Origin of the sequence: Candidatus Poriferisodalis sp. (assembly GCF_965215815.1) — a bacterium.
In the GTDB taxonomy this organism is placed as follows: domain Bacteria; phylum Actinomycetota; class Acidimicrobiia; order Acidimicrobiales; family Poriferisodalaceae; genus Poriferisodalis.
Genome location: NZ_CBDCEO010000013.1, coordinates 690,120 through 703,633, shown reverse-complemented (window position 1 = coordinate 703,633; position 13,514 = coordinate 690,120). Strand labels below are relative to the sequence as shown.

General features: G+C 63.0%; 11 protein-coding genes and 2 pseudogenes. 10 read left to right on the top strand and 3 right to left on the bottom strand.

From position 1 onward, the window contains the following. Positions 1–154: 154 nt before the first annotated feature. The 5 genes from ACOOHB_RS13065 to ACOOHB_RS13045 all read left to right on the top strand — a co-directional run bounded on the left by ACOOHB_RS13065 (position 155) and on the right by ACOOHB_RS13045 (position 5,060). Positions 155–889 (top strand): hypothetical protein, encoded by a 735-nt coding sequence (locus tag ACOOHB_RS13065; RefSeq protein WP_420445278.1) that lies wholly within the window; start codon positions 155–157, stop codon positions 887–889. Between the two features lie 69 nt (positions 890–958). Next, positions 959–1,705: a DUF5131 family protein gene (locus ACOOHB_RS13060; protein ID WP_420445277.1), complete on the top strand. Its 747-nt coding sequence runs from the start codon at positions 959–961 to the stop codon at positions 1,703–1,705. Between the two features lie 4 nt (positions 1,706–1,709). Beyond that, positions 1,710–2,789 carry a three-Cys-motif partner protein TcmP gene (gene tcmP, locus ACOOHB_RS13055; protein ID WP_420445276.1) on the top strand — a complete coding sequence of 360 codons (1,080 nt, stop codon included), beginning with the start codon at positions 1,710–1,712 and terminating at the stop codon, positions 2,787–2,789. A gap of 291 nt (positions 2,790–3,080) precedes the next feature. After that, positions 3,081–4,055 (top strand): AAA family ATPase, encoded by a 975-nt coding sequence (locus tag ACOOHB_RS13050; RefSeq protein ID WP_420445275.1) that lies wholly within the window; start codon positions 3,081–3,083, stop codon positions 4,053–4,055. Between the two features lie 144 nt (positions 4,056–4,199). Continuing rightward, entirely contained in the window at positions 4,200–5,060 is an 861-nt protein-coding gene (locus ACOOHB_RS13045) for a DUF3800 domain-containing protein (protein WP_420445274.1), read from the top strand. Between the two features lie 114 nt (positions 5,061–5,174). Here the strand turns inward: ACOOHB_RS13045 and ACOOHB_RS13040 are convergent, their stop codons facing one another. Next, positions 5,175–8,381: an AAA domain-containing protein gene (locus ACOOHB_RS13040; RefSeq protein ID WP_420445273.1), complete on the bottom strand. Its 3,207-nt coding sequence runs from the start codon at positions 8,379–8,381 to the stop codon at positions 5,175–5,177. 127 nt (positions 8,382–8,508) lie between these two features. Continuing rightward, the gene (locus tag ACOOHB_RS13035; RefSeq protein ID WP_420445272.1) at positions 8,509–10,359 is read right to left on the bottom strand and encodes a DUF262 domain-containing protein; all 1,851 of its coding nucleotides are present in this window, start codon (positions 10,357–10,359) and stop codon (positions 8,509–8,511) included. 175 nt (positions 10,360–10,534) lie between these two features. Between ACOOHB_RS13035 and ACOOHB_RS13030 the strand changes: the two are divergent. From ACOOHB_RS13030 to ACOOHB_RS13010, 5 genes and pseudogenes are all read left to right on the top strand, one after another. Further along, positions 10,535–10,651: pseudogene (locus ACOOHB_RS13030) on the top strand (topoisomerase DNA-binding C4 zinc finger domain-containing protein); the annotation flags it as partial. Next, on the top strand, positions 10,646–11,281 hold the full coding sequence (locus ACOOHB_RS13025) for an HNH endonuclease (protein ID WP_420446959.1): 636 nt from the start codon (positions 10,646–10,648) through the stop codon (positions 11,279–11,281). The pseudogene ACOOHB_RS13030 and the gene ACOOHB_RS13025, both read left to right, overlap by 6 nt. Before the next feature lie 82 nt (positions 11,282–11,363). Next, positions 11,364–12,110 (top strand): DUF5131 family protein, encoded by a 747-nt coding sequence (locus tag ACOOHB_RS13020; RefSeq protein WP_420445271.1) that lies wholly within the window; start codon positions 11,364–11,366, stop codon positions 12,108–12,110. A 100-nt stretch (positions 12,111–12,210) separates the two neighbouring features. Further along, positions 12,211–12,825 (top strand): annotated as a pseudogene (gene tcmP, locus ACOOHB_RS13015) (three-Cys-motif partner protein TcmP); the annotation flags it as partial. A gap of 119 nt (positions 12,826–12,944) precedes the next feature. Next, on the top strand, positions 12,945–13,190 hold the full coding sequence (locus tag ACOOHB_RS13010) for a hypothetical protein (protein ID WP_420446958.1): 246 nt from the start codon (positions 12,945–12,947) through the stop codon (positions 13,188–13,190). 53 nt (positions 13,191–13,243) lie between these two features. Here the strand turns inward: ACOOHB_RS13010 and ACOOHB_RS13005 are convergent, their stop codons facing one another. Then, positions 13,244–13,414, bottom strand: coding sequence for a hypothetical protein (locus ACOOHB_RS13005; RefSeq protein ID WP_420445270.1), 171 nt, complete (start codon positions 13,412–13,414; stop codon positions 13,244–13,246). Positions 13,415–13,514 lie beyond the last annotated feature (100 nt).

The window sequence follows — 13,514 nt, the reverse complement described above, 5'->3', positions numbered from 1 at the left end:
CCGCTAGCACAGAGCGTCCGACGACGTCGCTAGAGCCAAAGGAACGTTGATGGTCAGACCGCCGTTCTCGATTCGAAGGAGCTCGGACGCAGGCGCTCGAGAGAGGTACGAGGCGCTGCGTGACGGCGTTCCCAGTGGTCTGCTGCCCACGTTGTTGAATTTCGTCGACGAGCGGATGGGGGAGGCGACCAATGTCCTGGGCTACTTCGTAGTCAATGATCAGCACCGAGAGAAACTGTCCAGAATCGTCGACGTCCCTCTTCCCTCGGGGTTGCGCGATCTGCTGGGACTGCTCGAGGCGAATCCCGACTTACTACTGGATACCGTCGACTACATCGTCTATTACTGCTCGGTGCCGCCACCCATCGTGGCGGGGCTTAGCCTGGCGTTCGAAGAAGCGCGAAGCGCTTTCACGATCGGTTTCGATGGTGAGGGTCATTGCGGGCTGCAAGAGCGGCAACCGGCTGAGTTGACCCAATTGATGAATGAAATCTTGAGCGGTCGCGACGAAGCAGCGCGGCAGCTTGCGGCGGCCTGGTCCAGTGCCTTCGGACGTACACCGGACCTGAAGGCAGCGTGTGACGCGGCCGTGGTGGCAGTTGAGGAGGCTGCCAAACCGGTCGTGATCCCGAATGACCAACGAGCCACGCTTGGGCTCATCATCAAGGCGCTTGAAGCCAAGCCGGAGAAGTGGACCACGGTCACGGGTGCAGATCGGGACATCGAGATCGTGATTGGGATGTTGCGGCTGGTCTGGACCGGGTTCACTCGGCATGGCGGCGATCCGACCCCGATCCCGCTTTCCGCAGAGCTGGCGCAAATGATTGTTCACACAGCGGTGCTGCTGGTGCACTGGTTCCATTCGGGGAGCATCCGCAGAGTGACTTGACAGCGAGAGGCTCAGTGCTCCAGCGAATCCAACTGCTTGGCCGTCACACCGCGGCTCTACCGTGGGGACGTGGCTGACAAGTCGGCGATCGAGTGGACCGAGGCAACGTGGAACCCGACCACGGGTTGCGACCGGACGTCCCCGGGGTGCGACCGTTGCTACGCGCTCACGCTGTCGAAGCGGCTCAAGGCGATGGGTTCGCCGAAGTACCAGCTCGATGGTGACCCGAGGACGAGCGGGCCGGGCTTCAAGCTCACCCTCCATCCTTCATCGCTCGACGTGCCTCGTCGCTGGGACGCGCCGCGGCTCGTGTTTGTGAACTCGATGAGCGACCTCTTCCACGTTGACGTTCCACTCGAATTCATCGAGCAGGTCTTCGAGGTCATCCGCGAGACGCCTCAGCACACGTATCAGCTACTCACCAAGCGAGCGCAGCGGCTGAGCCGCGCAGCAGGCGAGCTCGACTGGCCGTCGAACCTGTGGATGGGCGTGAGCGTGGAGTCTCGCCGGTACGCCTTCCGCATCGATCACCTTCGCAAGGTTCCAGCAGCAGTGAGATTCGTGAGCGCCGAGCCGTTGCTGGGCCCGCTCGGTGAATTGGATCTTGCGGGCATCGGGTGGGTGATCGCCGGCGGCGAGTCCGGTGTGAACGCCCGGCCCATGGAATTGGACTGGGCCACTGAGCTCCGTGATACCTGCACCGCCGCAGGTGTTGCGTTCTTCTTCAAGCAATGGGGAGGCAGAACGCCGAAGGCGGGAGGCCGAGAACTCGAGGGCGAATTGTGGGATCAGCTACCGCTCGAGGCGGCCAGCTAGCCCAGTGGCCGTTCCAACCGACATTCTCTGGGAGCGTGATCTGCACACGGCTGCGAAACACACGCTGCTGCGCCGCTACCAGTCAGCGTGGTTCCCCATCATGGCCAGGCGGTTCCGAGAAGACGGGATCACATTCTTCGACGGTTTCGCGGGACCAGGTAAGTACACGAACGCTCAAGAAAGCTCGCCCTTGATCGCGATGGAACAAGCGTTGCGGTCCGATGTCGCCGGGCTGCGCACTCCAATTCGTCTCGTGTTCATCGAGGCTGATCGTCGGCGCGCTGAGCACCTCGACAATCTTCTCAACGCCCGGCACCAGCAATCAATCAGACCGCCCGACCTGGTAGTTGGCGTCCACCACGGCAAGTGCGGCGACCTCTACGAGCAGGCCATAGCGGAGGTGGGCGGATGGTCCGGGCCAGTCTTCGCCAACCTCGACGGCTGGGGCGTCGACACCGACTACAAAATCGTGCAACGGGTCGCTCAACAGCAGTCGTCCGAGGTGCTCGTCACGTTCCAGGACCAGTTCTTCATCCGATTCGCCGACGGCGATCAAGAAGCAGGTGAACGTGTCTTCGGGCACAGCGAATGGCGGCAAGTCGATCAACTGGCGACAGCCGCAAAGACGCCGTTCCTTCTCGACCTGTACCGCCAGGGTCTTCACACGGCCGGCTTTCCGCACGTACTGACGTTCGAAATGATCGACGAAGGAGGACACTCTCTTCATCTCTTCTTCGGGACCACGAGTGACGTCGCCGTACGGAAGTTCAAGGACGGGTTGTGGGAGGTTGACGGTGTCTCCGGCCAGCGCTTCCGAGACCCTCGTGACCCCGACCAGATGTCATTCGACATTCTTCGCCCGGACTTCACCCCACTCGCGAACGGCATCGTGGAACTGCTCGGTGGGCGCGACTACAGCATGGCGCAGCTCTGCAAGCACGCCCTCCTCGAGACGATCTACAAGGAGACTCACGTCAAACCGGTTGTGGACTCGCTCCTCGAGCAGCGCAGAGTGGAGCTGGCGCACACTGGCAGGTCCTATGAGGATCGAGTGCTTCGCCTGGCGGAGCAGTCGCTGTTCTGATCTTTTCTCGGCCGACTGCAGTTCCCAAGCAACCAGGTTAAGCCCTCGTCACTCGACGGGACAGCTCTCTCTCGGCTGTTCGACTCGGAACGCCCGCAGGGTCACGGCGGTGCGCAGGATCGCGAACCCGAGCAGTATCCCGACGGCGCGTCTCGAGTCCTGCTCGCCAGTGAGAACACCGCAGTAGGCGTCGGCTGTCCAGTGAACGGGGCTCGGCGGAAATCAAACGTCAGCGACCTCTGTCGGATTCGGATCTAGCCTCGGCGTTGCGACGCGGACTCGGAGGAGCGCATGGCTGGGCGTGATCTCAAGGAGCTCTTCCGCGCGTTCCGCAACGCTGACGAACTTGCGTTTCGTCGGGCGGCGAACACGATCATCGAAGAAGAAGAGGCGCGACATCACGTGGCGCTCGCCCGTGATCTTCGGAAGATCCTCGCCAGCGGCGAGTCCATCGACATCGGCCAGGGCGATGTACGGCTCGTGCCTCCGCCGACCGACCCCGATCAGGGCTGGGACCTTGCGACAGTGCGACGCCCGGAGCGCTACCTCGCCAACCTCGTCCTCAGGCCTGCGGTTGTGACGGCGCTGACCGATCTCGCCAAGGAAGTCCCCGATTGGAACCGGCTCGAGGCGCTCGGTGTGCCTCGGCGTAACCGGGTCATCTTCTATGGCCCGCCTGGGTGTGGGAAGACGTCCGCGGCTGAGGCTCTCGCGGCCGAGCTGGGCGTGCCGCTTGTCGTCGTTCGCCTTGACGCGATCGTGTCGTCGTACCTCGGCCAGACCGCAGGCAACCTCAGACGGATCTTCGACTACACAAGCTCTGCGCAGTGGGTTGTGCTCTTTGACGAGTTCGACGCGCTCGGTCGTGAACGAAATGACCCAAGCGAACACGGCGAGATCAAGCGAGTGGTCAATTCGTTCCTCCAGCTGCTCGACGGCTACACGGGTCCCGCCATGCTGATCGCCGCAACAAACCACGAAGAGATCCTCGACCGAGCGCTCTGGCGGCGCTTCGACGAGGTCGTCGAGTTCCCCCTTCCGACCGTGAGGGAAATCCGGATGCTCCTGGGACGCGGGCTGAAGCACGTGAAGTCGGGACCGCTGCCCATCGACGAGATGGGGACGCAGCTCCGTGGCCTGCCCCATGCGGCCGTCGAAGCGACAGCGTGGACAGCGATTCGAATCGCAATGAGAGACAACCGAACTGCAGTGTCAGTCGAAGACCTCACCGCGGCGGTCGCAGCGGCCAAACGACGCCGCTGGTAGTTCGTGGAGCGGGAACCCGGTTGCGGTTGGTCGGCGGTCAGGTCGTCCTATAGTGGCTGTGTACCTTTACATCGGCGCATAGGCCCTAGGCCGAACGCCACGTCCTACGGTCGCCTTCGGGCGACCGTAGTTGCGTTCTGAGCCATGTACGTCTGTTACGTCGACGAGTCCGGCGGGTTCGAAGCTCCGAACTCCGGTCCCCGAGCGACGCCGCTCATGGTCTTCGCCGGGCTGATTGTGGAGGCCGCGGCGATCAGGCCTCTCACGGCGGATTTCCTTGCTCTCAAGCGAAGGTTCTACCCAGGCGAGGTGTCGCGGCATCTCGACTACGTACTTGCGGAGGTCAAGGGAGCGGAATTGCGGAAGGCTGTACGTGTCGGGAGCCAACGGGAGCGTCGGCACGCGTTCGGGGTGCTCGATGGCGTTATGCGCCTCATCGAACATCACGACATCTGGCTCGTCGGGCGCATATGGGTCAAGGAGCCTGCGAAGGCGCTTGAGCCTGACTCCACCTACACGTATGCCGTTCAGGACATCGCCCGGAATCTTGACCACTTCCTCGGACAGCAGAACACCAGTGGCCTCGTCATATGCGATGGACGAGACCATCGACAGGATGTGAGGGTCGCCCATTCGGTGTTCACGCAGAAGCACAAGTCCGGGGGAGATGCTCTGCCCCGACTCATCGAGACACCATTGTTCGGCAAGAGTGACAACCATGTCGGGCTGCAGATTGCGGACTTGGTGGCGTCTGCGCTGTTGTTCCCGATGGCGGCCCGCGTCTACTGCGAGGGAGGAGCGAAGAGCTTTCATGCACACCCTCAGTTCGATGCGCTTCGAACTCGCTACGCGAGGCGATTGCGCGCGCGTCGGCACGTCTACGTTGATTCGAGTGGGCGAACGCGCGGCGGGATAGTGGTCAGCGACAGACTCGGTCGGCGACCGCCGCAAGCCTTGTTCGAGATCCCAGGGGGAACGCGGCAGCAGGGCAATTCCCCGACTTGAACTATCAGGCGTCGCTCCGGCGCGTGCAGACTTCGGGCCAACGAGCCGGCGAGCACGCTGCGGTAGGCCTCGATCGTCCAGTACACGGTGTCGGCGACGGGTGCAGGCATCGGACTATGGAAGCGCCGCGAGTACCTCATCGACACACCCGTTGAGATCGGTGCCGAGTCGCCGTCCGCTGAAGCGCATGACCTTCCAGCCCTGCGCCTCGATTACCCGATCGCGGGCGGCGTCCCGGTCGCGATCTATGTGAAAGGCAGCCCCGTCGCATTCGATGTCGAGCCGGTGGTCACCTTGAACGACTGCAAGATCGAGGCGGTGGCCGGCGACGATCACGCCGGTCTCCGCAGAGAGGCCGTGTTCCAGCAGGGCTTCGTGGAGCGCCAATTCCAGCGGGCTGTCGAATGCCCCGGCTTCGAGACGGCTGACATAGCTGGCAAGGTCGCTCAGCACGTTGCGGTGACGCAGGCACGCATCCATGTTTCCGACTATCACAAGTCTGCGGCGAGCCCTCGTAAGGGCAACGTTGACCAGATTCGGATCAGCCGCGAAAGCCGCCTGCCTGTCGGTCATCGAAGGTCCGATCACTGGCGAGAAGTAGATGACGTCGCGCTCATCGCCTTGGTACCTGTGGGCGGTGGCAACAGTGACCGTCCGGGCTAACTCACTGCCGAGGGCTCCATGAATGTGTTGTCGGATGAGCTCGGCTTGCGCTGCGTACGGGGTGACAACGCCGAGCGAGAGTCCGAGCCCGGACAGGGCAGGGGCGTCTCGGACCAGTGTGTTCGCGAGCGCCTGTGCTTCTTGGGGATTGATTCGGCTGCGGTTCTGGGGACCCTTTCTGCTGTCACCTGCGACGCGAGACCACTCAATGGCAGGCAAGTCGGAAGGGGGGCGGTTTTCAGAACAGAACTCAAGCTGTCCGTCGTAGAAGCGTTCGTTCGAGAATCCGATGATCGCAGGGTGGGACCGGAAGTGCAGATCGAGGAAGAGCGGGGACTCGTCCAATCGATGGGAGGCCAAACCGAAACAGCTCCGGCTCCGGTAGCTGAACTCTCCGATGCGGTCCTCAGTCAACGCCCAACGGCGACCGACAGTTCGCTCGCGCGCGCCGCTCAGTGATGTGATGTGGATGAGCTGGCGTCGGTCGCCGATGATCAAGGCCCTGCGTGCTCGCGCCAGCAACGGCAGGGCCGACGCGACATCGCATTGTGAAGCTTCGTCTATCACGACTAGATCGAATAGGCCGGACGTGAGCGGAAGGTTCGTGCGGGCCGACAGATTCGTAACTCCCCAGACGGGAATCGCAGGCAGCGCCGAGGAAATGAGCCCCCGAGCGCGCCGGACGCCCGAGCCCGAATTCGCGGCCTTCACCAGATGCTCGGCGAGATCGCCGGCAGCGGTCCGAGCTCGTGGGTCGTCGCGACGGACTTGCTCCCAGCGAGCGTCCAGCAAGGCTCTGCCGGCTGCGGTCCTTTCCGGACTCAGTGCGTAGAGCTGGTCGTCGAGTTCCTGCTTCGGGGGCAACGCTCCGAGTTGACCTTGCGTCTGAGAGATCGTCGCTCGGGTGTCGTTCACCCACCGAATGCCGTCGGCGAATCCTTCGATCGCCATGAAGTCGTGCCGCGGTTGGAGCGAACGCTGCGGCCTAGCGACGACTGATTCGAGCGGCATCTCGACGGCGATTGGGTCGAGCCCGATGAGAGCACCGAGTGCTGACAACGCCTGCCTCGCCCGATCAAGGCGTTCTTGATGCTTCCTCCAACGACCGAAGAGGCCGAGCCGCCCGCTGAGTGCGTCAAGGGATGTACGTGCCTTGACGACGGCCTCAGCGAGATGGGCAGGGTCGACGTCCACGTCCACCCACTCGGGGTGCCCATCCAAGCGGCCCTCGAGGACAGTTTCGAGCCGGTGAATCTCTTGTTCGAGAAGGGCACGCTGTTCAAGAACTTCGTGGATGGAGCGGATTCTCTTCTCGACGCTGACCCAAGCCCGTCGGGCCCCGACCGGGTCGACTGTCCGGCGTGGCGTGCCGAGGATCGACGTGATGCTCGAAGCGACCTCTCTTCTCAGACTCGAAGCACCGGCCCGCACGATGCACGGGTCGGGGCTCGTCAGCTTGAGGCGCTCGAACACGACATCGACCGCCTGGTTGTTCTTGGATGCGAACAAGACAGTCTCTTTGCGGGCAACCGCGGCGGCAATGGTGTTCACCAACACCTGCGACTTGCCGGTGCCCGGCGGCCCCGTGACCACGGTCAGGACGTTCTCCATAGCGGAAGCGACCGCTTGGTCCTGTACCAGGGACGAGGGAACAACCGTGGGGTGCGGTTTCGGCAGTGAGCTGGCCGGTGCTGGTACGCGCCCCAGCAGCACCGCCGCAGGCCCGCTTGAGAGCAGCTTGGGGTTGTTCAGCATCTGTTCGAGATCCTCAAGGAGCATCCGAGTGATCTGCGTCGATCCGGAAGCGACGATGAGCATTCCGGTGCTATGGACTCCGGTCAAGCTGTTGTGTGGCGCAAGTTCGACGGGAGCGAGATGGGCGAGGCCCTCAACACCGCCATCGGCAAGAACCGAGAGAATCGCAGCTGTGCGGTCCTCGGGGAGCCGGGCTTCTTCGACAGCCGGGTTCTCCTCAACGAGTCGCGCCAGAGCGTCACGCTCGTTGCGGTTGACGCCGAGCAGGTCGAGCGCGTATGGGTTGAGGTCGATGCCGCCGCCGTCGGGCTCGACGACCCACGCGCCGGCCACCCGCGTGAGTCGGACATCGGACGTCAGCAGCGGCGACGCGACGAGTCCGGCTCCGCCCCCGTCGGAATCCTCTCCGATCACCATCGGCCACCCGGCGATGATCGATTCTCCCAGCGCCATCTCTCGCTGCTGGCACCATCGATCGACCCGGCTGTCGGCAGGAAGCTGACTCCGGCCGTGGATGGGGCTTGAGCCAACCGTCAGCTCGACGTGGCCTGTGCTGCCCGGTCGCACGCGCACTGAGCCCGCAGCCTCTGCCTCCACACAACCGATGTAGAAGCCGACGACCTGGGCGACCGGATCCTCCGGAGGCCCTGTGCGCTCGACGACCCAATTGGAGGCGTGCAGCTCTGAGGCACCGTTGTACTCGCGCACCCGGCCCTCCACCTTGACCCGGGCACCATTGGCTGGGGCGCGCCCTTCGTCCCACCAGACGACGGGCACATCGCCACCGTCTTCGGGTGTCACCGTCGCCTTGACGAAGGGTTGCCCGCCTGATCTGGGACGAACGACGTCCCTGTTCTTCACGATCCCGACGATGCTCATCTCCGAGCCGGACACGAGATTCATCTGCCGATCCCTCCAGCGTTTGTGTGGCTAAGTCTGAGTCCATTGCAGGCTGGTCGGCTCTTGTGGCGCGAGAGTCCCGCTATCGACATCACGCCCACGGCTGGGCCAACTTGTGCCCGGAGATGTCTCAACCCGACGTAAGTCCGATTCGTGCCGGGTTCCAGACAATCTCAGCGAGTTCGCGGTACAGGTCTTGGCGTGTGTCGACGTCGTCCTTGGCGAAGGTCATCGGGTACGGCTCGAAAGAGAGGTCGTGGGTCTTGCGGAGGCGGTCGAAGCTGGGGCTGTGGTCGTAGGCCAGCGGGTGCAGCGATTTGGCCAACGGGTTCTGACCGAAGTAGTGCTCGTACTTCTCTTCGTAAGGCATAGCGCCGTAGCTGGCGTTGAAATCCTTTGGGAGCAGCAGCAGGTCGCCGATCTTGTTGCGGTGCTCCTCGAATTCGTAGGTGGTCGGGAACTCATCGGCGTGCCGTTCGTACTTGTTGGCCCAGATGTGCTCGACCTCGTAGGGGTGCGTGCGAGACCGGTCGAGATAGTCGGCCAAGGTCGTTCCGCCTCCCAGTTCGGAATCGAGCCAAGCGGTGATGCGAGCGAGGAGGTAGTGGATGTGACTGCGATTTCGCTGGGTAAGGCCGAACCGCTGGATTCCGTCGAGGCGCTCCTGCTCGGTCTCGAGCCATCGGGTCAGGACGCTCCGGACGATCTCAATGGGCTGGTCGCGCACGTCCTTGATGAGATTGAACATTGTGTAGACGACCGTTGAGTAACCGAAGTTGCGGTAGTTCACCATCCTTCGGACGATGAAGATTTCGAGCGCTCCGGCGATGAGTGCGGCCTTCGCTGTGAACACCTCGTCGTCGTTTTCCGGCGTGACCGCAGCGATGATCACCGGCAGTTGCAGCGTGAAGCCGGTCCTAGCGTTGCAGTAGACCGCTTCGAGGCCTGGGCGCAACTCGCGAGAAGCATCAAGCAGGCTCAGGTAGCGGTTGCTGAGCCCCAAGAACTCGCGTTCGACAAATTCGCGATAGTCCCCCGTTCGGTCGAGACCGATTGCAGTCTGGCTGTCGCGTACCCACTTGTGGAAAGCGGTACCGATGATGTCGAAGTCACGCGGCGCTGCGTTGGCTTTGCGTTCACGCTGCGTCTTTGCGTGCTTGCCGCGGAGCCAGGCCTTGACGAATTCCGCATCGGCGTTCTTTTCGCTGTCCACCAGCTCGGTGACGCGCTGGCGCCAGCGGTTGTTCAGATCGCGGATCACATGCTCGTCACCGACCCGAGCGAGCAGAAAGCTCTTGAGCATGTCGGTGCTGCTCAGCCGTAGGCCTCGGTCGTTCATGGTCTCGAAAATCTCGAGCGCCATGTCCTGATCGGGTGCCCCGATATCGACGAGGATCACACGGTGCTGGAGCCAGTCGACGAAGTACGGCAGCGTGTCGCCCTGGAGGTCGCTCGGGAACCGCTCGATGATCGTTTGGTACCTGTCCCAGAGGTTCCGGACTGACTCGGGTTCGGCGCTGGCGTCGTATTCCTCGCCGTCCAACATGGCTTGCAAGCACTTCTCGCGCTCGTCGACGTCGAGGTTGAACGTCGTCTTGCCGAACGCAGCGGAGAAGATGAGCGAGTTGAGAGCCTGCGCATCCCCGTGATGTGCATCGGCGAGTCCGTGACGGACGCAGATCAACAGGAGACTGAGGGTCGTGATTCGCTGTTGGCCGTCGACCAGATAGCGCACACCACCACGCTGCGCTGTCACGATCGGACCCAAGAAGTACGGACGGTACGAGGCGACATCGTGGCGTTCGTGAGCGGGGTCGAACTCGTCGAAGAATCGACCCGTTAGGTCATCGATGAGTTCCCCGACCTGGGCCTCCTCCCAGCTGTACTCGCGCTGGTAGAAGTCGAGGCCGTACCGACTCTCCGACAGGAGTTGGCGAACAGACCGGGAAGTCCCAGTGATTTGCTGAACATCGACGGCCATCAGACGGTCCTTCCCTTGGCTTCGCTGAGATCACTCATCGAGCTGCTCTCACTCCTGGGTCAAAGAGACTTCAAGAAATCATGAACCACTTGAGGCGCATTCAACCTAGCGCTGTTACGATCCGCCGCTCGTGGAGCACACGTCGAATGGATCGTCGCCAAGCCTTGATGAACCCTCGCCTGACTGTCCGCGCTGCGGCGCAGGAATGGTCCTCCGAACCGCTCGAATTGGAGCGAACCAGGGAAACCAGTTCTGGGGATGCTCGACTTTCCCGAAGTGCCGCGGCGTGGTCCCCCTCGACAGTTCTCTCGAAGATTCCGGGGCGGCCACGAACAGCGGCCGGGATCAGTCCGGTCCTGCCTCTGCGGGACCCAGCGATGTCCGCGAGGTTGCCGAGCCGGCTGTCGACGCTGAACCAGGGGTGCTGGACACGCCCGTCAGCGGCAACGAACGACGTCGTTGGCGCGACAAGCTCGCCACGGCTGCCATCGGCACGGGCAAGACGATCGAAAAGGTTCGGCGATCCAGGTTGGAGGCCGTGGAACCGGACGCATCGGGCCGCTGGAGCAAGGAGCATCGCAGCAAGTTGCTTCGTTACGTCTACGAGCGAGACGATCGGCGCTGCGGCGTGTGCGGCGCCGAGACACGCATCGAAGCCGCCCAGGTCGAGCACATCGTCCCGAAGATCTTCGCCTTCTTCGACATCAGCAAGGCCGGCAAGGCGGTGCGGGGCACCCGGTACAAGAGCCTGCTGCACAAGCTGGACAACCTCCAGGCGTCTCACACCTACTGCAACAAGAACAAGGGCAACGCGGCGGATGTGACCCGCTGGCGGCACCCGACGATGCCTCCGCTGACGGTGGCTCTGGCCGAAGACGGTGCCGAGTTCCGGGTGCCGCCCGAACCAGTCAAGGGCCACTAGCCGACTTCGCGCAGAGGGGATCCTCTCGGCTCGGCCGACTCCAACTTCTTGGCTGTGACACCCCGCCTCTACCGTGGGGGGCGTGGCTGACAAGTCGGCGATCGAGTGGACCGAGGCAACGTGGAACCCGACCACGGGTTGCGACCGGACGTCCCCGGGGTGCGACCGTTGCTACGCGCTCACGCTGTCGAAGCGGCTCAAGGCGATGGGTTCGCCGAAGTACCAGCTCGATGGTGACCCGAGGACGAGCGGGCCGGGCTTCAAGCTCACCCTCCATCCCTCATCGCTCGACGTGCCTCGACGCTGGGGCGCACCGCGGCTCGTGTTCGTGAACTCGATGAGCGACCTCTTCCACGAGGACGTGCCGCTCGAGTTCATCGAGCAGGTCTTCGACGTCATCCGAGAAACGCCTCAGCACACCTACCAGGTGCTCACCAAGCGAGCGCAGCGGCTGAGCCGCGTTGCAAGCGAGCTCGACTGGCCGCGGAACCTGTGGATGGGCGTCAGCGTGGAGTCTCGCCGGTACGCCTTCCGCATCAATCACCTGCGCAAGGTTCCGGCAGCAGTGAGATTCGTAAGCGCTGAACCTCTTCTCGGCCCGCTCGGCGCGCTTGGTCTTGAGGGCATCCAGTGGGTCATCGCCGGGGGTGAGTCCGGTGCCAACGCACGGCCCATGGAGCACGACTGGGCCGCCGAGCTGCGTGACACCTGCACGTCAGCGGGCGTCGCGTTCTTCTTCAAGCAATGGGGAGGCAGGACGCCGAAGGCAGGTGGCCGAGAACTCGAGGGCGAATTGTGGGATCAGCTACCGCACGAGGCGGCCGGCTAGCCCAGTGGCCGTTCCAACCGGGGTTCTCTGGAAGCGCGATCTGCACACGGCAGCGAAGCACACGCTGCTGCGCCGCTATGTGTCGGCGTGGTTTCCGATCATGGCAAGCCAGTTTCGCGACGTCGGGATCACGTTCTTCGACGGCTTCGCCGGGCCAGGGGCGTACACGAACTCCTCAGAAAGCTCGCCCTTGATCGCCATGGAGCATGCGTTGAGGGGCGAGGTGACGCGCTGGGGCACCCAGACACGTCTCGTCTTCGTAGAGGACCATCGCGGGCGCGCTGAGCACCTCACGAATCTTCTCAACGCTCGGTTCCCGCCCACGATCAGGCCACCCGGCTTGGAGGTTCGCGTCCGTCGCGGCAAGTGTGGCGATCTCTACGGGCAGGCGATCGCCGAACTGGGCGGGTGGGAAGGACCAGTCTTCGCCAATCTCGATGGCTGGGGTGCCGATACCAACTACGAGATCGTGCAACGGATCGGTCAGCAGCACTCATCCGAGGTGCTCGTCACGTTTGAAGATCAGTTCTTCATCCGGTTCGCCAATGGCGAACAAGAAGCAGGCGAACGTGTTTTCGGGCACAGCAATTGGCGGCGCGTTGATCGGTTGAACACTGCTGAGAAGAAGCCGTTCCTTCTGGGGCTGTACCACCAGGGTCTACACACGGCCGGCTTTCCGCACGTGCTGACGTTCGAAATGATCGACGAAGGAGGACACTCTCTTCATCTCTTCTTCGGGACTACGAGTGACGCCGCCGTACGGAAGTTCAAGGATGGGTTGAGGTCGATGGTGTCTCCGGCCAGCGCTTCCGAGACCCTCGTGATCCCGACCAGATGTCATTCGACATTCTTCGCCCGGACTTCACCCCACTCGCGAACGGCATCGTGGAGCTGCTCGGTGGGCGCGAACACAGCATGGCTGAGCTCTGCAAGCACGCCCTCCTCGAGACGATCTACAAAGAGACCCACGTCAAACCGGTCGTGGACTCGCTCCTCGAGCAGCGCCGAGTGGAACAGGCGCGCACCGGCAGGTCCTATGAGGATCGAGTGCTTCGCCTGGCGGAGCAGTCGCTGTTCTGATTTCTTCCTCGGTTGACAACAGTTCCCCAATAGCCAGGACGAGTCCTCGTCACTCACCGGCGAGGACGCTGCGGTAGGCGTCGATGCTCCACTACACGGGTATGGCTGGGGTGATGGCCCGCATCCAGCCCGGCAGCTTCCTCAGCAGTGCGAAGGTACGGCAGCAACGTCAGTGCAATCGCAATGGTGACGTACATCATCGAGCTGGCGGCGGTGAGCGGCATGAGTCGGGCTGCGCCGCATCGACATCACTCAGGGGTGACCGGCCTCAGGTCATTCCCTTCGTCGACCCGCCGCTCGCCGACTACCTGAGCGAGGTGACAC

Coding starts and splice junctions, on each gene's coding strand:
- ACOOHB_RS13045 (WP_420445274.1), top strand. CDS start 4,200: ATGTACGTCTGTTACGTCGACGAGTCCGGCGGGTTCGAAGCTCCGAAC.
- ACOOHB_RS13040 (WP_420445273.1), bottom strand. CDS start 8,381: ATGAATCTCGTGTCCGGCTCGGAGATGAGCATCGTCGGGATCGTGAAG.
- ACOOHB_RS13035 (WP_420445272.1), bottom strand. CDS start 10,359: ATGGCCGTCGATGTTCAGCAAATCACTGGGACTTCCCGGTCTGTTCGC.
- ACOOHB_RS13010 (WP_420446958.1), top strand. CDS start 12,945: ATGTCATTCGACATTCTTCGCCCGGACTTCACCCCACTCGCGAACGGC.
- ACOOHB_RS13005 (WP_420445270.1), bottom strand. CDS start 13,414: ATGCCGCTCACCGCCGCCAGCTCGATGATGTACGTCACCATTGCGATT.
- ACOOHB_RS13050 (WP_420445275.1), top strand. CDS start 3,081: ATGGCTGGGCGTGATCTCAAGGAGCTCTTCCGCGCGTTCCGCAACGCT.